The 19,429-nt window shown below is 43.0% G+C and carries 15 protein-coding genes; 6 read left to right on the top strand and 9 right to left on the bottom strand.

Annotated elements, in window-relative coordinates; all coding sequences use genetic code 11:
- Positions 1–73: 73 nt before the first annotated feature.
- Both ACFS6H_RS11110 and ACFS6H_RS11105 read right to left on the bottom strand, forming a co-directional pair.
- Positions 74–1,024, bottom strand: coding sequence for a ribose-phosphate diphosphokinase (locus ACFS6H_RS11110; protein WP_386098316.1), 951 nt, complete (start codon positions 1,022–1,024; stop codon positions 74–76).
- A 76-nt stretch (positions 1,025–1,100) separates the two neighbouring features.
- The gene (locus ACFS6H_RS11105) at positions 1,101–1,331 is read right to left on the bottom strand and encodes a hypothetical protein (RefSeq protein WP_386098314.1); all 231 of its coding nucleotides are present in this window, start codon (positions 1,329–1,331) and stop codon (positions 1,101–1,103) included.
- 92 nt (positions 1,332–1,423) lie between these two features.
- Here ACFS6H_RS11105 and radC point away from each other — a divergent pair, with 92 nt between their 5' ends.
- Positions 1,424–2,116: a RadC family protein gene (gene radC, locus ACFS6H_RS11100; protein WP_386098312.1), complete on the top strand. Its 693-nt coding sequence runs from the start codon at positions 1,424–1,426 to the stop codon at positions 2,114–2,116.
- Positions 2,117–2,125: 9 nt separating this feature from the next.
- Here the strand turns inward: radC and ACFS6H_RS11095 are convergent, their stop codons facing one another.
- The 7 genes from ACFS6H_RS11095 to ACFS6H_RS11065 form a co-directional block, all read right to left on the bottom strand.
- Entirely contained in the window at positions 2,126–2,575 is a 450-nt protein-coding gene (locus tag ACFS6H_RS11095) for a hypothetical protein (RefSeq protein ID WP_386098310.1), read from the bottom strand.
- A 48-nt stretch (positions 2,576–2,623) separates the two neighbouring features.
- On the bottom strand, positions 2,624–2,938 hold the full coding sequence (locus ACFS6H_RS11090; RefSeq protein WP_386098308.1) for a DUF3467 domain-containing protein: 315 nt from the start codon (positions 2,936–2,938) through the stop codon (positions 2,624–2,626).
- Between the two features lie 103 nt (positions 2,939–3,041).
- Positions 3,042–3,977, bottom strand: a complete 936-nt coding sequence (locus ACFS6H_RS11085; RefSeq protein ID WP_386098306.1) for a DUF1735 domain-containing protein — start codon at positions 3,975–3,977, stop codon at positions 3,042–3,044.
- 24 nt (positions 3,978–4,001) lie between these two features.
- The gene (locus ACFS6H_RS11080) at positions 4,002–5,636 is read right to left on the bottom strand and encodes a SusD/RagB family nutrient-binding outer membrane lipoprotein (RefSeq protein ID WP_386098304.1); all 1,635 of its coding nucleotides are present in this window, start codon (positions 5,634–5,636) and stop codon (positions 4,002–4,004) included.
- A 22-nt stretch (positions 5,637–5,658) separates the two neighbouring features.
- Positions 5,659–8,760, bottom strand: coding sequence for a SusC/RagA family TonB-linked outer membrane protein (locus tag ACFS6H_RS11075; protein ID WP_386098302.1), 3,102 nt, complete (start codon positions 8,758–8,760; stop codon positions 5,659–5,661).
- Between the two features lie 393 nt (positions 8,761–9,153).
- Positions 9,154–11,205 (bottom strand): hypothetical protein, encoded by a 2,052-nt coding sequence (locus ACFS6H_RS11070; protein WP_386098300.1) that lies wholly within the window; start codon positions 11,203–11,205, stop codon positions 9,154–9,156.
- Positions 11,206–11,211: 6 nt separating this feature from the next.
- Entirely contained in the window at positions 11,212–12,006 is a 795-nt protein-coding gene (locus ACFS6H_RS11065) for a hypothetical protein (RefSeq protein WP_386098298.1), read from the bottom strand.
- 261 nt (positions 12,007–12,267) lie between these two features.
- Between ACFS6H_RS11065 and ACFS6H_RS11060 the strand changes: the two genes are divergently transcribed.
- The 5 genes from ACFS6H_RS11060 to ACFS6H_RS11040 all read left to right on the top strand — a co-directional run bounded on the left by ACFS6H_RS11060 (position 12,268) and on the right by ACFS6H_RS11040 (position 19,305).
- Positions 12,268–13,143 carry a bifunctional 5,10-methylenetetrahydrofolate dehydrogenase/5,10-methenyltetrahydrofolate cyclohydrolase gene (locus ACFS6H_RS11060; protein ID WP_386098296.1) on the top strand — a complete coding sequence of 292 codons (876 nt, stop codon included), beginning with the start codon at positions 12,268–12,270 and terminating at the stop codon, positions 13,141–13,143.
- 27 nt (positions 13,144–13,170) lie between these two features.
- On the top strand, positions 13,171–13,812 hold the full coding sequence (locus tag ACFS6H_RS11055) for a 7-carboxy-7-deazaguanine synthase QueE (RefSeq protein ID WP_386098294.1): 642 nt from the start codon (positions 13,171–13,173) through the stop codon (positions 13,810–13,812).
- Between the two features lie 241 nt (positions 13,813–14,053).
- On the top strand, positions 14,054–15,988 hold the full coding sequence (locus tag ACFS6H_RS11050; RefSeq protein WP_386098292.1) for an OmpA family protein: 1,935 nt from the start codon (positions 14,054–14,056) through the stop codon (positions 15,986–15,988).
- 56 nt (positions 15,989–16,044) lie between these two features.
- Positions 16,045–17,157, top strand: coding sequence for a DNA-processing protein DprA (dprA, locus tag ACFS6H_RS11045; RefSeq protein ID WP_386098290.1), 1,113 nt, complete (start codon positions 16,045–16,047; stop codon positions 17,155–17,157).
- Positions 17,158–17,286: 129 nt separating this feature from the next.
- On the top strand, positions 17,287–19,305 hold the full coding sequence (locus ACFS6H_RS11040; protein ID WP_386098288.1) for a T9SS type B sorting domain-containing protein: 2,019 nt from the start codon (positions 17,287–17,289) through the stop codon (positions 19,303–19,305).
- The last annotated feature ends 124 nt before the right edge of the window (positions 19,306–19,429 follow it).

The following is a 19,429-nucleotide window of genomic DNA, read 5'->3' as shown; positions in this document are numbered from 1 at the left end:
AAAAATCTTCGTTCTTGTTTTATTGGTTGTCCGCTCACACCTTTCACCATCTGCCTTACAACCCTATACCTTCTTACAGGCTCGTACGTCTTTGCGAGTGAACAAATAAGCTCGTAATACTTTTATTTTCAAACGCATTACGTATTGCTACAGCAAAAAGTTCGGCAACAGATATTACTTTGATCTTTTCGCTTTGTTTGCGGATAGGAATAGTATCACATACGATCAACTCTTCCAATACACTGTTCTCAATGTTTTCGTAGGCCTTGCCACTGAGTACCGGGTGGGTAATCATGGCCCTCACACTACGGGCACCTTTTTCTTTTAACAGCGCTGCACTTTTTGCAAGGGTTCCGCCGGTATCACAGATATCATCGATAATAACAATGTCCTTATCGGTAACATCACCAATCACCACCATACTTGCAATTTCATTGGCACGTTTGCGATGTTTATCGCAGATCACCATTTCTGCCCCGAAATAATTGGCAATTTCCCGGATACGGTTGGTTGCTCCTACGTCAGGGGCCGCAAAGGTAAGGTTTTCCAGGCGTAAATTTTCAATATAAGGGATAAAAACTGCGTGACTGTCCAGGTGATCCACCGGTATATCAAAGTAACCCTGGATCTGGGGAGCATGTAAGTCCATGGTTATCACCCTGTCAGCTCCGGCCGCGGTTAACATATTGGCCACTAATTTACTGCCGATTGCCACACGTGGGCGGTCTTTACGGTCCTGGCGGGCATAACCGTAATAAGGAATTACGGCAATTACTTTATAAGCCGATGCCCTGCGGGCCGCATCGATCATCAACAGTAATTCCATAAAGTTTTCGGAGGGAGCAAAGGTACTTTGTACTAGGAACACATAATCGCCACGAACACTTTCTAAGAAATTGGGGGAAATTTCACCATCACTGAACTTTTGCACATTAATTCGCCCGGGAATTGTTCCGTAACGCTTGCAGATTTCGGCCGCCAGATCCTGCGAACCGGTTCCTGAGAATATTTTAGCTGATTGCATGTTTGGAGAATGAGTGGCGAAGATATAAATATAGGGCCAATGAACCCATACCACCAGCTATAAAAACTGAAAAAAATTAGCGTAATGACACTACAGCGCTCATTGTTGCAGTTGGCAACTTAACCCCGGAAACACTGACAGTAGCAGGCTCTGCAGGTTTTGCATACTCCCCGGTGGAACGGTCGTTGATAGTTTTAAAAATTGCGGTACAAATAAATACAGACAGGAAAAGGGCGACAATGTAAACGGTTGCAAAAAATAAAATAGGATGCAGTGCTCCTACAGCAGTTAAATTACGGGATTTCATAATATCAGATTTTATGGTTTTTCTCCCTTCCTTACATATTCGATCTTTCTGTAATTAAAGGAGAATACAAAATTATTTGTTAAATTGAAAGTATGCAAGAGCAAAACTACCCTATAAGAAAATGGGCAAAAGACGATCGGCCCCGCGAAAAACTACTTGACCTGGGTGCTAAAAACCTGAGCAATTCAGAGCTCCTGGCCATCCTCATACACAAGGGTACCTATAAAAAATCGGCACTGGATATTGCCCAGGAAATACTAAGGCTGGGTAAGGAAAACCTGCAGGAGCTGGGAAAGCTTGGCGTAAAAGACCTGGTAAAAATAAAAGGGATCGGTGAAGCCAAAGCGGTTACCCTGCTGGCCGCACTGGAATTGGGTAAACGCAGGCAGGCTACCGACCTCTTGCCCAAAGAGATAGTTAACAGTACAGCCGAGTGTGCCAAATGGCTGCAGTTAAAGCTGGGCGATTTAAAACACGAAGTGTTTGCTGTACTCTACCTGAACCGCTCCAATAAAATCATTCGTTTTGAAATAGTCAGTGAAGGGGGTATTACCAGCACCGTGGTCGATCCCAAAATCATATTAAAAAAGGCATTGGAAACCAATGCCGTTAGTATTATTCTCAGTCATAACCACCCATCGGGCAATCTTAAACCAAGTCAATCCGATAAAAACTTAACCGAAAGGCTGCTCGAAGCAGCAGGTTATCTTGATATAAAACTCCTGGACCATATTATTGTAAGTGAGAACGGCTACTACAGTTTTGTAGAGGCGGGACTGATATAAACAGCCGATTTACCTACAAGGGCTTTCAGACACTTCAATTTCAAGCAACCCTCCCAAACAATCTACATAATATTCATTCAACCCCACCATTCTGAAAGGAGAAGCTGTTACTTTAAAACAATCCAATAAAGTATTGGTAACTTTATTCCATACCCTGAAATAGAGACCACCTGCAGGAGCAGCAACTAATTTTATTTCCAAACTGTAATCGCCCGCCACTGACCCGGGAGAGTTAACAACGGAATAGGGATCAATATCAAATATTGACCGATCAGGTAAGCCCGAATAGGGTACGGTACGTACCATAGTGACCTCATCAATAGAATAACCCGTTGTATTATTAACATAAAAACCACCACCACAAAAATTAACTTTTGCAGCCGGGTTGTCCTTTTTAATAAAGGATGTACCGATAATTAAATTGAAAAGGGCGATCAGCAGGAAAAGATTCTTTTTCATGTTAATTAATATTTATGTAAAAAATAATTTAATCCTCTACCTAAAAATCTACGCCTGTGCAGTAGGTCCTCCAAAATTCATGGGTATCTGTACTTCATCCAGGTCTTTTATCACCCCATTTACAGCTTCAAATTTCTCTACGTTATCTATCAAAGCCTTCATTAAACGCTTGGCATGCTGTGGCGTAAGTATAATGCGGGATTTCACTTTGCTTTTGGGAGTACCGGGCATTACGTTTACAAAATCCACTACAAATTCTGCATGGGAATGCGTGATGATAGCCAGGTTGGCATAATTACCTTCTGCTACTTCTTCGGATATTTCAATATTCAACTGGTTGGGTTGTTGCGCTTGATCTGACATGTAAAATTCTTTTGCAACGAAGGTAGGAAAAAGAAAACAGCAAAACAGTGTAATAAAAAGGGTACCCTCAGGTACCCTTTACGAAGCAGTATGTGTTATAATATTACCGCGGGCCACAATACACTAAAGTATCTGTAGCATACCATGTTGTGTTAATAATATTATAGCTTATATAAATTGTTTTTGTAGCAGCATCATAACGGCTGTTGTAGGTTGGGGTTTGAACTGCAGGAAAGCCATAATTATAGCCGTTACCCGGACCCGATGCATTTACAGCTGTTACTTTATCAGTAGCAGGGTCAAAAACGATATTAGGGAAAATACCGCCAAAGTATATGATACTTCCGCCCCTGTATACAGGCTTGGCATCCATATATACTGAGTTGGCTCCAGTTGTGATCAGGTTAAGTCCCCATGAACAATCAATAGACCACAAGAAGGGAGCCGTAGTATTAGAAGTTCCCATAAAAGTATAGCCGTTGCCTTTGTAAGCACCGTCGTATTTGTTTTTTGCTATTATTTCAAAAATAACAGTGCCGTAGTTCTTACTGATTGTACCATAGGAAGCAGAAACAATCTTTAAAGGAATAGCGTATGATTTGCTCAGGTCAAACTGATCCGTTTTAAATTCAACAGGGATCTCGGCTATACGTTGTCCCTTCTTAATGGTAACCGTCCAGCCGGGTATGGTATACTTACTGGCAGGCAGTACTTCAAAGTGTTTATCAAACTCTTCATTATAATAATCGAGGGCGGCAGGATCCTGGTCCAGGGTCACCGTTATATCCTGTGGTGCCACATCGGCCCCTGAATAACTTACCCGGAAAATATAAGGTGCTGAAGGCACCACATCAAAGGCCTCTGAATAAAGAGGATACAGGCTTGATACATCTGATACAATGGTACCAGGCACATTGTTATATATTTCAATAACATTGTTGGACTCGTCCTTCGAAAGAATGGTATCTTCTTTCAGACATGAGGTTAAGCCTGTAACTACGGCAAAACCAAGTGCAAGTGATAATTTTATTTTTCGCATAATTTTTTATTTTAAAAGGGCCAATTAATTTCTCCTGTCCCAGAAAACATAAGATCCGAAAACAGTAATGCCTGAAGGGACATTTTTGGAATTGATCTGGTATTCTGATGCAGGGTACTGAACACGTCCCAATAATTTATCCGGGGTAGTTGCCGCCGATAATACCGACACAAAAGTGGTATTGGCTGCGGTTCCGGAAATGGTTGGATAACCGGTTCTGCGGAACTCGTTCCACGCTTCGTGACCATGAATAAAATTCAGCGCAATATATTTTTGGGTAATAATTGCTTCCAGCTTTTCAGCGTTGGTAGTGGCCAGGTCAAAATTCACCAGCTTACTGGTTCCATTATCCGTTAAATAACTGGCAGCATCTGCTACCGGGTTAGTCAGGTTAAGCGGGTTAGCCGCAATATTACCGGTTGAATTTTTATATAAATAAGTGAAAGAGGCTTCAATACCGTCTTCAAAAAGATCTTTGGCTGTAGCGCCGCTGGTTAAAATACCTTTCACACGTGCTTCGGCCTGTAAGAAATAACTTTCTGCCGCCAGCATGATCACCATACCCATATTACGGCCTTTCAAAACACCAACAGCTGATTTTGCAGAAGTGGTACCATCCGGGTCATCGCCAAAAGCAAAAGTAGAACCGTTGCCACTAAACCAAACCGGGCCATTGGCAGGTGCTTCAGGAACATTATCATCTGTAATACCTAACTGGTTTCTTATAGGAGAAGTGCCACCACGGTAAATAGCTTTAGCCCTGTTCGCATCTAACAACTTAACACCATTATAAAAAGTAACCACATAGTTGGTAGTGATATTTGACCGGCCGCTTTGTGCGGAAGCGCCTGCCACAGAACTATGATAGGTTGACCACATCGGGTTTTGCTGCCCATCTACTTTACCGTAACCGGGGTTGGAGATCACATCAGCAGTTATAAAACCGGCTGCGTCAAAAGACGGCGTAACACCGGAGAAGGTCGATTTAGCTGAAGCACGTATCAGTAATTTCAACTTCAGGGTGTTGGCCAGTTGCTTCCAGGAAGTCATATTTCCTTTGAAAATAGGATCAGCAGATCCGAAGGAAGTAGTTCCCGGGTTCAGCGGAAACTGTGAAGCTGCATTATTAATGATGGTGATCGCCTGGTCTAACTGGCTATACAGATCACGGTAAATATCCTCTGCATTATCATAGGAGGGTGCCACATTCGCACTTCCTTTTAACGCATTTGTATAGGGTATATTATTGTATTGATCTACCAGCATCTGGAATCCCATTGCTTTCATAATACGGGCAATGGCATTATAGTTTGCATATAAAGGATCATCACCTGTTTTTTCTATGATATATTGGTAATCCTGTAAATTATCATATAAATTCCATAAACCGTTATAATCGTTCTGACCATAGTTATAGGTCAAGGCCGAACCAAAGCCACCGAAACCTCCGGCGTTGGCCATATACCCAACCTGCCAGCCCCCGTAGGAATTATATCCTACCATTGCATTGCCGGTAGAAGTTAACGCCTGGGGTAATACCAGTTCAGGTGTACTTTCTGTTGCTGAGTTGGGGTTCTTATTAATATCCAGAAACTTTTTGCAAGATCCCATTGTGGCAATCGCAATGGATGCAACAATTATATATTTCAATTTTTTCATGTAATTATTTTTTAATTCCGTTTTAGAATGTAACAGCAATAGTAGCACCATAATAACGAGAAGGCGGCGACTGACTTAAGGTGGTTACACCAATTGCATTACTATCACTGAAATTATATTCTGGGTCAGTGTAAATATTTGATTTAGGCGTCCACAGGAATAAATTACGGCCTTGTAAACTGATGGTCGCACCTTTTACAAATTTCACTTTCGAAACAACATTCCGGGGAACATCGTACGATAAAGAAACTTCCCTGATTTTCCAGAAATCACCTTTTACGATATAGTTGGTTGCTACGTTCATATTGTAGTCACCATCACCATTGGCCCAGAAGCCTGAACCACCATCGCGAACCTGTACATCTTTATTTTCAATATAGGTACCAGGACGATTTGGATCTTCATAAACAGAATTAGGGAATACAAAACGGTCCCTGTTAAACTCTACTGTACGGATAGAAGAGCCGGAGAAGTCCATGGTAGAACCTCCGTTATGATAAATATCATAGCCGGAGCGGTGTTCTGCTAACACCCATAAACGCCAGCTTTTGTATTTTACTTCCAGGTCTAAACCTAACCTGTGTTTAGGTACGGTATTACCTAAAACACGTAAGGTATTATCAACCTGCGGATAACCGGTGATCATATCTACAATCACACGTCCCTGGGGGTCACGCGCATAATCATTACCCATTAATACAGGGAATGCCTGGCCTGGTACAGCATATACCTGGGCGGCGCCGCCACTTGACAAGGCCAGTCTCTCCTGGTCAGGACTAATAGAAACTACTTTATTATCAGTATAAGTATAGTTACCTCCAAAAGTGATGGTCCAGTCGCGGTTACGTAACGGTGTATAATGCAATACAGTTTCAAGACCTTCTACAGAAACCTCACCAGTATTTTGTAACAGGGAAGAATAACCGGTTGCCAGTGATACACCGGTAGGAACTGTTTGGTCAACGGTATTAGATTTATAATAAGTAATACCTGCATTGATCCTCCTGTCCAGTAATTCGGCATCTAAACCAAATTCAATAGACGTTGTCATCTCCGGTTTCAATCCCTGGTTAACCATCCTGTTATCCATAGTAAAACCAGGTCCTATCGGGTAAGGGAAGCCAGCGCCCTGGGAGAAAGTACTGTACAAAGCGTAGGGGGCAATATTAACCTGGCCTACTTTAGAGATACCACCACGGAATTTCAGTACATCAATTACCTTACTATTTTTAATAAAACCAATGGCATCAGATGCTATGAAAGACACGTCGGCAGCAGGGTAAAAGAATGACCAGTGCTCCGGATCCAGTTCTGAACGCCAGTCATTACGGCCGGTAATATCAACATATAACCAGTTTTTATAACCCAGTTTCAATTTGGCATAAATACCTAACTGCCTGGCGGTTGAGTTACCTTCGCTGGCACTTGGTCTTATTGCTGTTGTATTGCCAATATTATACAGACCAGGGTTTACTAAGCCGGCAACACCTACGCCAACAGATTTGGATTGGTTGTTACGTAACTGCTGGCCTACCATTAACTCACCGCTGAAATCTTTGATTTTTTTGCGGGCAGTTGCAAATACTTCCGATATAATTTGTGTGGAATAAAACATACCATCACTTACACTACCGGGTATATTTGTCTTACTACCGGTAATATATCTTGAATCAGAATAGATATAACGTCCTACCCATGATTTATTATCCTGGTTACGTGTAGAGATACCTACGCGGTATACTACGTTTAACCATTGAAAAGGATTGTAGGACAACTCCAGGTTACCGGTCAGGTAATCATTCCTTGTTTTTTGCCTGTAGTTATCGGCATAGAAATAAGGATTCTGGTAGTAATCGTTATAATAACCTTCGGGGCTTGACCAGAAATCGTTCTGCCAGTCCTTGTATTTTGTTAAGGGTGCCCAGGCCGGTGTATTTAACAGGTTGTCAAAAATGGTAGCTGTAGCTGTTGTAATGTCATAACGGTTCTGGATATAACTGGTAGCATAGGCAACTTTAAAAGTTTTAGAAACATTCCTGGAACCGTTGAACCTAACTGAAGCACGGTTGTATTCATCACCCGGAGTAGTACCCTGTACAGTGAAATACTGTGCAGAAATGAAGTAAGAACCTCTTTCGTCCCCTGATGAAATAGATAAGTCTGTTTGATTTTGCAAGCCGTTAGCCCAGAATTTCCTCCTGTCATTATTGGGAGAATAAGGCAACATCTGACTTTCGCCTGTTTTGAAGTCGGTACGGCCTAACTGGCGCAGGCTGCCGTCGAATTTAGGACCGTATTGCTGGTTCTCATAAGAAACAAAGCTTCCTGTTTGCCAGCCCGAGCCAAACTCTTTTTGCAGTTCAGGGAAAAAGCTTACCGACTCAATCGTAGTAGTATGTGCAAAACGCACATCACTCTGCCCCTGTTTGCCTCTTTTGGTAGTAACGATAATGGCGCCGTTTGAGGCGTCCGATCCGTACAGGGCGGCAGCGCCTGCACCGTTTAACACGTTGATATCCTCAACATCTTCCGGGTTAAGGTTACCTAAAATTTCGCTGGGTACAATTACATTGTCCACCACTACCAGGGCCGTGTTATTTCCCAGCAGCGACCGGTTACCACGTAAAACCAGTCTTACATTCGGGTTTACACCACCATTAATGGCGTTTACCTGTAAACCGGCTACTTTACCACTTAAGGCAGCACCCAGGTTTACCGCTTTGGCCTGTGTAATCTGCTGAGCCGAAACACGGGTAGCGTTATAGCCTTCTTCCCGTTTTTTACGCAAAATACCACCGGCTGTTACTACTACTTCTTCCATCACATCATCTACGGCCTGCAGTTCAATGGTACCGACAGAGCTGGAATTAGCCTTTACAGTAACGGAGATCTTTTCAAGGTTTACCCCTGAAATTTCCAGTACGTCGCCCGCTTTGGCCATAATGGAAAAAGTGCCGTCGTCTTTGGCTGAAGTACCCGTTGTTGTTCCTTTAATTAAGATAGTGGCACCGTTTACAGGGTTCCCGAGCTTGTCAGTCACTTTACCTGTAACGAGCTTTTGTTGCCCCATTGCTATAGACGCAAAAAAGAGCAACAAAGAAAACAAGGAGATTAGTTTTCTCATGTGAGCATTTGTTTAGTGTGATTTACAAAAAAATGTGTCTCGTGCGTAATGGTTACGATGTAAGGCAATCGTTTGACTCCAATTGCTGCCCCAAGTTAATTTTTTTTTAACATTTTCAAATGATTTTATCGCCTATCATCATCAAAACTTGCCACTTATACATAAAAAATATACCAATAATCAAATTTAATCGACTCAGAAACAGTTAGTTAGAATTTGATATATGTTTATGAAATGTTAAAAAAGAAGTCCTGAAAAAATATAAGATTTCCGGTATTTCTAATAAATATTAGAAAAAAAGGTCATTAAAAGCCGTAAAAAAAAGAGGACATTTTCTGGTTGGAAGGGGTATTTCCCAGAAGATAAAAAGGGTGGAATTTTGCTGATGCAAATTCAGAAAAACAGGCTCCATTGCAGTTTAAGCTCAGATCTGCGACTGCCCTGTATTTCGGCTGTGCCGCTGCCGGTACTCAAACGGCCGGCATAAATTGTCTGGGCCCAGCGTAGCCATATCGTCATTTTGCGTGTCATATCATAATTCACATTCAAATAATACCTGTACCCGCGATCATAAAACACCGGGATACTATAGCCGTATAATACGTCATTCTCAAAAGCATAAACCCTTGAATAGTAACTATCTGTTTCAAAATATTGCAGTCGTACACCAGTTGCCAGGGCTTTCATCAGCGGCTTATACAACACATCCATATAATATAAGGTACCCTGCTCTTCATCATCTCCATCCCGGTCAAACAGCATCCACTCCACCCTGCCGCGCAGTGTAAAAGCATTGTTTAGCTTATGTTCTATATGCATACGCCAGTTAACCTTATGCTGGTAAACCAGGTAATTCAGGTTGGTTGTATTATCAGGCTGGTTCGTTTGTTTAGCCTCTTTCCTGAACCGCAGGTACAATTCACTGGTTTTGGCCGGAGTATAGGTCAGTTGAACGGCATATTCGCTGCCACCGGAGGGTGCATCTGCCAGGTAACGCAGCCACGGAAATTTAAAGAGGTCCGCATATGCGTCCAGCCGCAGGTTTTGTAAAGGATGCAGGGCAATACCCATATAATAACCTGTTTCATTTGTGGGCATGCTGTTCTCTGTAAAAGCATTCCCGTGGATAGACTGGTAAGCACGGCCTATAGTACGCTGTAATAAACTTATATCGATCGTCTTGTCGACGCTCATGATCAACCCGTTAATAAAAGCTTTATTCAGCTGCTTATCAATAGCAGCTTCACCAAAAAAATGAAAATTTTTATGGGTCCAGCCGTAATCCACACTGGCGTTGAACCAGCTTTTACCACTCAGGGCAAAATAATTATATGGCAGGTCCCGCTTTTTTAATGGGTTTGAAAAGGTATACACGATGCCATTGACAGCCACATACCCTTTTTTAAACCAGTATTTCATTGTACCGCCATAGCTCAGTTGTCTTAACTGGTTTTTGCCGGCAGCCTCTGTTGCTGTGCGGTGATACCCTGAAGTAATGAAAGAAGAGAAGTTTTCTGCCGGGTTTAGACTGTCATTTCCCTGCATCATATTAGCACTCAGTTTTCGCACAGATGCAAATAAAGTGAGTTCACCACGCCCTTTTTGCAGGGTAAAGCCCAGGCCACGGTTAAAATTATATTCCCCGGCCGAAGTATAGGGCCTTAACACAGGGGACTGTCTTTTAATAGCAGCGATATCTACACTTTTTTTAAAAGCCAGGCTTTGCCATTGAAATAAGCCTTGCCCCATGTTCACAGTAAAATCGCCAATGGCCAGGTTTTTTATGATACCCATGTTACGGGCAAACAGGTGAACCGAATAAAAATCGAATCCTTTAGATTGTGCTCCTTTAAAGAACTGTTCGCCTGCATCTTTATCTGCCGTTATGCCGTACTGCAACAGGTTTTTAAAGTTATACCGGTAACGAAGAAAATAACGCTGCGGATCACCCTGGTATTTTTTCCCGGCACTTCCCTCTTTAAAACCGGCGGCTTTCTCCAGTAAACGGGAAGCACGGAGAAGAAGCTGGTGCTCCCCTCCCTTTAACCGCTGACGCAAAGTAAATACCAGCGTTTCTACCTGTTCAATGGTTATATAAGGTAACAGTGTTTTGATGGTAAAAATATCCCAGGTGGGTACAGCCTGTAATTCATATATATTGACCAAACGGCCCAATACAGTACGATAATTAATTAAATGTTGTATCTGCAGATCAGTAAGCAATAACAAACCCTGCAACTCACCGGCAGTAGCGGTATTGATATTCAGCGGATGTCTTTTATAATAAGACAGTTGTTGTATATAGCTATCATCCTCCGTTTCTGCTTCTTCGGCTGCGGTCATATTTTCCAGTTGCTGCTCTTTAACAGGTGGTATAGTTTGTGCGCTCAGCACAAGGGGAAAATAAAAAAACAGCAACCCGATATAAGTACATAGCCTGGTCATCGTTATTCATTTATGTTCGTAGATAAGCATTATACCCGGCGACAGGCCCAACCGGTTATGATAACCGGTCATTACGTCAAGCCGCAGGTTGCGCCACCCGAGCCCCACTCCCAGCCAATAACTGGTAATACCTGAGCTTATACCCGCCCTTGCCTGCAAAAACGATAATAACCTGTACTGCATGCCCGCCTGCACCACCATGCCGTGTTTTTCTTCCTTTATACATTCAGCACTGATAAAAAATTTATCCGAGGGCTCATACCCGGCTCCAAGCACATAAACCGTAGCCAGTTTTTCCGTTTTATTTACCCCGAATTTGGAACTGAACGGATTTATTACCTGTATACCACTATGCAGTTTATCGGTTACATGTAACACTGTTCCCAGTTCCACTGCTATAGCCGAAGCGTTACCATACCCATTAATTTTTAACCCGTTATAGTTAAACTTAACACCCATATCAAGTGTTTTGCCCAGACTCCGGGCATAAGCCAGCCCCAACTGATACTCATTCATATCTGTACTACCCCTGTAAGCAGTGGTGACGGCAAAATTTCCTGTTTGGGTGGGCAATACAAACGCTGCCGTATAATGAGTCAGTTCTTTCAGCATAAACCTTTGCTCACCATATACACCCGCGGTAAACTTTTTAACCCGGTTTAAGGCCGCTGTGTTGGCTATTACTGAAAAGGCATCCGTATGATGCAGGGAATAAGCGCCCGTACCTGCATAAGAAGCGGTAACAGGCCTGCGTACCAGTTGGGCAGGTACGCCATTGCTTACCAGGCATGGTAAAGCCATTAAGAATAGTACACGGTGTTTCAACAGTTAGCTTTGTTGTAATTTACTGTTTTCCAGGCAAGATTCCATAGGTTTTTGCTGTATAATTTAACCCGTAAAATACCCGGTTAAGAGATATGTCATTATATATAGAACATTTCATTTACCCGTCAATATTCCCCTGAGCATTTGTCTTAAAATGAAACAGGTGGCAAAAGGTAAAAATCTCCATTCATACATATTTAAACCCGATAACAGTAAAAGTTTATGTAGGTTTGCGCCATGCAAATATTAGACGGGAAATTAGCCGCTCAGGCTATAAAAGATGCGCTGAAGCTGGATGTAGCTCAACGCTCAAATGAAGGAAAGAAAATACCACACCTGGCCGCCATCCTGGTAGGCAATAACGGGGCCAGCGAAACCTATGTAGCCGCCAAGGTAAAAGCCTGTGAAGAAACTGGGTTCAAATCCACCCTGGTGCGTTTTAACAGTGATATTGATGAATTAACCTTGCTGGAGGAAATAGACAACCTGAATAACGACCCGGATATTGATGGCATACTGGTGCAGTTACCATTACCGAAACATATTGATGCCAAAAAAGTGATCGATGCAATCTCTCCCAATAAAGATGTGGATGGTTTTCACCCCGCCAGCGTGGGAAAAATGGTGGAAGGATTGCCTACATTTATTCCGGCCACACCTTACGGTATTATGTTGTTATTAAAACACTATAAAATAGACACCAAAGGGAAACATGCCATTGTTATTGGCCGCAGTAATATTGTGGGCCGCCCGATGAGTATTTTATTAAGCGGCAACTCTAACCCCGGTAACTGTACTGTTACCATTTGCCATTCACATACAACCAACCTGAAAGAGCTTTGCTTACAAGGCGATATTATTGTGGCAGCGCTTGGTATTCCTGAATTTGTAACGGCCGATATGGTTAAACCGGGCGCCATTATTATAGATGTAGGTATTACCCGCGTGGAAGACAGTACCCGTAAAAGCGGTTTTCGGTTAAAGGGGGATGTTGCTTTTGACCAGGTGGCAGAGAAAACAGACTGGATCACTCCTGTTCCGGGAGGTGTTGGCCCTATGACCATAGCGGCCCTGATGAAAAATACCTACCAGGCCTGTATAGAAAACAACTAAACACGTTTCTGATTGTTAATGACGGATATGACGAGAACGGAAAATATAAATACGGCCCTTTTATCCCCGGTAATCACTTTACCGGTAATGGAGCATTTTTATACCATCCAGGGGGAAGGTTTTTACCAGGGCCATGCGGCTTACTTTATCCGCCTGGGCGGCTGCGATGTAGGTTGTGTGTGGTGCGATGTTAAAGAAAGCTGGGATGCCGCCGCTCATCCTCATTTCACTATACAAAGCCTGGTAGAACAGGTTAAAGCAACCCCGGCTACTATCGTGGTTATTACCGGGGGAGAACCACTTATGCATCAGCTGGATGCTTTAACAGATGCCTTACATGCTGCCGGTTTGCAAACCAATATTGAAACATCGGGCTCCTCACCATTATCGGGGAATTGGGACTGGCTTTGCCTGTCACCCAAAAAATTCAAAGCGCCACTGCCGGAAGTGGTAGCAGTGGCAAACGAACTTAAAGTAATTGTTTACCACAAATCGGACTTTGCTTTCGGTGAAAAATTTGCTGCACAGGTACCTGCAGGTTGTAAATTATACTTACAGCCCGAATGGAGTAAGGCCGATACCATGGTGCCTTTAATTGTTGATTATGTAAAAGAGCACCCTCAATGGGAACTTAGCTTGCAACTGCACAAATACATTAACGTACCCTGATAACTTACCGGATCAACAGCAAACCGCATCATAAACTGGTGCGGTTTTCTTTTATCGTATTATTATATAAAATAAAGCCAGCGCAAGCCTTTCTATACTTTTGATATTTATTATTTTGCCGGTAAAGTCTTATAAAACTATAGTAAAAAGGTAAAGAGGGCTTATGGCCAGGGGACTAGAATATTTTTGGAGAGATTTGCGACCTTAAAAATAAATAATTATTTAGATTCGTTAGTACTTTATGTTCAACTTTAACAAATACCCTGTCATACTCCTGTTTTGTTTTTTTCTTTATGAAACAGCCGGCGCACAAAATTACGTTCCGGGTAAAGTAAATAAAAAAGCGGTAGCGCTATACCAGCAGGCAGGTGAACGTGTAAATGACCAGAACTATATCAGTGCAACAGGCCTGCTTATACAAGCCGTACAAATTGATAAAAATTATGTAGACGCCTATATAGCGTTAGCCAACGTATACTATAAATTAAACAGCTATAATAAAAGCATTGAGAGCTTTGAAGCTGCTTTTGCCATTGACAGCATCTATACTCTGCAGGATAAATTAATGTATTCTACCGTGCTGGCTTCCGTAGGAAAATTTCCCCAGGCTTTAGAGGCGCTCACACAGGTATTGAACAATAAGCCGCCGCAAAATGAGAAACAGTTAGAAGCTTACCGGCAACGTAAAAAAAATTACGAATTTGCCGTTCACTATAATAACACGTTTTTAAAAAACAGGCAATACAACTTTAACCCGGTCAATGCCGGCAGCCCGATCAATACCAAAGAATCAGAGTATTTCCCATCCCTGACGATTGATAAAAAAGAGCTGATCTTTACCCGCCGTTTAGGCAGCGCCAATGAAGATTTTTTTTCCAGTCATTTTAATGATACGGCATGGAGTATGGCCAGTCCTTTGAAGGGGGAGATCAACACCAGTTACAATGAAGGAGCTCTACAGATATCCCAGGACGGGAAATGGCTGGTCTTTACCGGTTGTCACCGCCCGGAAGGCTTTGGAGGCTGTGATCTTTATATAGCTTATTTCCAGGATGGAAAATGGTCGGCTGCAAAAAATATGGGGCATAAGATCAACAGCGACCAATGGGATTCACAACCCTGTCTTTCACCGGACAAACGTGAAATATATTTTGCCAGCAGCCGCCCCGGCGGTTATGGCGGCATTGATATTTATGTTACCCGTTTGAATGAGAAAGGCTTCTGGACCGAGCCCGAAAACCTGGGCCCGGGTGTTAATACAGCCGGTGATGAACAATGTCCTTTTATTCATGCCGATAACCAGACCCTATATTTTACTTCCAATACCTGGCAGGGATATGGCGATGACGATCTGTTTTTTACGAAGAAAGACAGTGCCGGTAATTTCACCGTACCACCTGTTAACCTGGGTTATCCTATCAACACCATTCAAAAAGAAGGAACACTATATATAACGGCAGATGGCGCCACAGCTTATTATGCAGGCGAAAGGCCCGAAGGCAAAGGCGGCATGGATATTTACAGCTTTGAACTACCGGACGATGTGCGCCCCAACAAAACACTCTGGATAACCGGTAAAGTACATGATAAAAAAACAAAGGAAGGCATTGCTTCAACGGTTGAGCTGATCAACCTGTCCACTAACCAGGTAATCAATAAAGTTCGCACCGAAGCCGACGGGGAATATCTCATTACCCTGCCTGCAGGAAATGACTATGTATTTAATGTAAACAAACAGGGTTATCTTTTCTTTTCTGACAGGTTCCTGGTTCAGGGAACTATCGCCGACTCTACCTATACAAAAGATATTGCCTTACAACCCATTGAAGCCAATGCCAGTATTGTGCTGAACAATGTGTTTTTTGATGTCAATAAATTTGACCTTAAACCTGAATCTTATATTGAGCTGGATAAACTCATCCAGTTTCTAAATGACAACCCCACTGTTACTATTGAAATATCAGGACATACCGATAATGTAGGCAAACCTGCCGACAATAAATTATTATCAGAGAACCGGGCAAAACGTGTGGTGGCTTACCTGCAATACAAATTCATTTCACCCAAACGGTTAAGTTATGCAGGTTATGGCGAAACCAAACCGGTAGCAGACAATAGTACCGAAGCAGGCCGGGCGCAGAACCGGAGAACGGAGATCAGGATCACCAGTAAGTAAAAGTTCACCTGAATGTTTACGGTTTGGCTTATATTTAGTGAACCGAAAAACACCACATGTCCGCCTCCTTACTCCACCATATTGCCTTATTACAGGTCCCCCTGATCGGCCCTGTACAGGCCAGGATATTATTAAACCATTTACCGGTTGATGCCATTTTTACGGCAAAGAGAACATTGATAGAAAAAATACCGGGCATTGGCGAAGCCAGGGCACAACACATTAAACAGTTTACTAATTTTAAACGTGCAGAGGAGGAGATACGATTTCTTGAGAAGTATAAAATAACGGCATTATTATATACCGATGCCCGCTATCCCCAGCGTTTATTAAAGATCCAGGATGCTCCTACGGTTTTATATTATAAAGGCCATGCAGACCTGAACCACAACCGGCATATTGCCATTATAGGCTCCCGCTCCAATTCATCTTATGGCAAGGAAATGACGGAAGAACTGGTGAAATATTTCGCCACGAAAAACATACATATTATCAGTGGTATGGCCGCCGGCATCGACGCCATTGCACATAAAACCTCCATCGGTCACCAACTGCCGACCATCGGCGTACTGGCTCATGGCCTGGATACTATTTATCCCGCACAACATAAAAGCCTGGCAAAAGAAATATTGCAGCAACAGGGCGGTTTATTAACCGAGTTTACCAGCAATACACAACCCGAACGTTATAATTTTCCCCGCAGGAACCGTATTGTAGCAGCCATCAGTGATGCAGTGATCATTGTAGAAACACGGGAGAACGGAGGCAGTATGATAACCGCAAAACTGGCCTTGCAATATAAAAAACCTTTATTTGCGTTGCCTGGCAAAACCACCGATATTAAAAGCCGGGGATGTAACACGCTGATCCAAAAAGGCAGTGCCGGTTTATTGCTACACCCCGATGATTTATTACAGTCATTAGGCTGGGAAAGCCCACACAAAAAAACGGCTTCCAAAAGCAAAGCATCACAACAAACCCTGTTATTATCCTTTACACCTGAAGAAAAGTTGATCGTTGACCTGTTAACCGATCAACCACCTATACATATTGATGAATTAAAAGAACGCTGCGGTTTAACCAGCAGTGCTGTTGCCGCAGCTATTTTAAGCCTGGAGCTGCAAAACCTGCTTTTAGCTTTACCGGGTAAAATGTACAAACTGGCATAATTACCTTACCGGCATTGCTGTTAACGCCAATTTACATATTAACAAAAAAACACTTGCAGGCAGCGAAAACGATACCTTTGCTGTCAGTAAAATTTACCCGGATAGCGGATCCGGATAGTTTAAAAGGCAATGAATTTAAAAATTTCGTTTTTACTCCTGTTGATCAGTGCGGCTACAATTATCTATGCACAACCCTGTACCACTCTTGGACAGACACCAGCTACGGCTTTCCCTGTTTGTGGCACCAGTACTTTTCACCAAAACAACGTACCTATATGCAGCAGTACCAGCTTATTTGTACCCGGCTGCAGCGGAGATGGCGCCAATTACGAAAACAAAAACCCATTCTGGTATAAGTTCACCTGTTACACGGCCGGCACTTTAAGTTTTGTTATTTCACCGGCTAATATGAATGATGATTATGACTGGCAGTTATACGATGTAACAGGTTTAAGCCCTGATGCCGTTTTTACCAACAGGAATATTATTGTTTCCGGCAACTGGTCGGCCACTCCCGGTAATACCGGAGCTTCTGCTTCCGGCGTTACTTTTATTCAATGTGCTTCCTCGCCTCAGGACAACCGCCCCAATTTTGCCCGGTCGCCCAACCTGATCGCCGGTCATGAATATATTTTACTGGTGAGCCATTATACCGATTCGCAAAGCGGGTACGACCTTTCCTTTGGTGGCGGTACCGCTGTTATTACCGACCCCAAAGAGCCGCACCTGCAATCCGTTACCACCAGTTGCGATGGCACGCAGTTACGCCTCAAACTCAATAAAGCCATGAAGTGTAACAGCCTTAGCGGCAATGGCAGCGAGTTTTCCCTATTCCCCGCTAATGCAACGGTTACAGCGGTAACTACGGTTGGCTGTAATGCCGGTTTTAACACCGAAGAAGTACTGATCACGTTAAGCAATCCCCTGCCCTCTGCTTCATATAATTTAATCATTAATAATGGCAGTGATGGTAATACCATGCTGGATAACTGCGACCGCGGTATACCTGCTGGTGAATCACTACCTTTTGTATATACGGTTCCCCAACCCATACCCATTGACAGTGTAGCCAGGGTGGGTTGTGCGCCCAGACAAATAAAACTGCATTTCAGTAAAAAAATTGATTGCAGCACGATCGCCGCCGACGGCAGTAATTTTTTAATAACAGGCCCCCAGGCAGTGAATATTACAGGCGCAAGTGGTGTCTGTACTAATGGTCTGAGCGATATTGTTACGCTTAGTTTAGCCTTACCTGTAAGTATTGGCGGCACTTATACCGTAACGCCCCGTTTAAGTGTGGGTGGCGGTGCTGTGCGGGATGAATGCGGTCAGATCATACAACCCACGCCCGTTACGTTTACCGCAACCGATACGGTGAATGCTGATTTTACCTATACCAATACACTGGGTTGCCGTTTTGATACTTTAGATTTTTTTCATGATGGCGCTCACCAGGTAAATCAGTGGTGGTGGAGTTTTAATAACAACGCTACTGCCAATACAGCCACTACACGCCAGGTATTTCCGGCCAGTAGTACCAACAATATATCACTGATCGTTAGTAACGGCGTATGCAGCGACACCGCCAGGCAAACCATTGTACTGGACAATGAAGTAATTGCCTCCTTTGTGATGCCTGATGATATATGCCCCGAAGATAATCTTACCCTGGAGAACACCAGTACCGGCTTAATTGATAGCTGGAGCTGGAGCTTTGATGCCTTAGGCACAAGCAATATCCGGTCACCCCTGCCCCTAAGCTTTATACAGGATAACAAAGAAAGAATATATACCATCAGGCTCACCGCTACCAATAATACCCTTGGCTGCAGCGATGTGGCGCAAAAGAAACTAAGGGTATTGAACAATTGTTATATAGCCGTACCGAATGCCTTTACCCCTAACGGTGACAGGATCAATGATATTATACGCCCCAACAACGCAGTAAAAGCACAAAATTTACGTTTCAGTATTTATAACCGCTGGGGGCAACGTGTATTTACCATGACCGACTGGAAAGATGGCTGGGATGGAAAAGTGAACGGCGTAGAACAGGGTACCGGTATATATGTGTGGCATTTAAGCTATACCCACCGTGATACGGGTGAAGAAATTTTCCAGAAAGGTACGCTTACGCTTATTAAATAATTTACGCCTTTTTATTGCTTTTCAATAGCTTATACCGGCTCATATCTGAAAGCCCTGGTACACAGCGATTATGCGGAAAAGTGCCTGAATTAGCTCGTTTTTCACATTTAAGATACTTATTAAC

It is taken from the genome of Terrimonas rubra (assembly GCF_042686025.1).
Classification (GTDB): domain Bacteria; phylum Bacteroidota; class Bacteroidia; order Chitinophagales; family Chitinophagaceae; genus Terrimonas; species Terrimonas rubra.
Note: the sequence above shows the minus strand (reverse complement) of the source record. Positions and strands in the feature narration are given on the sequence as shown.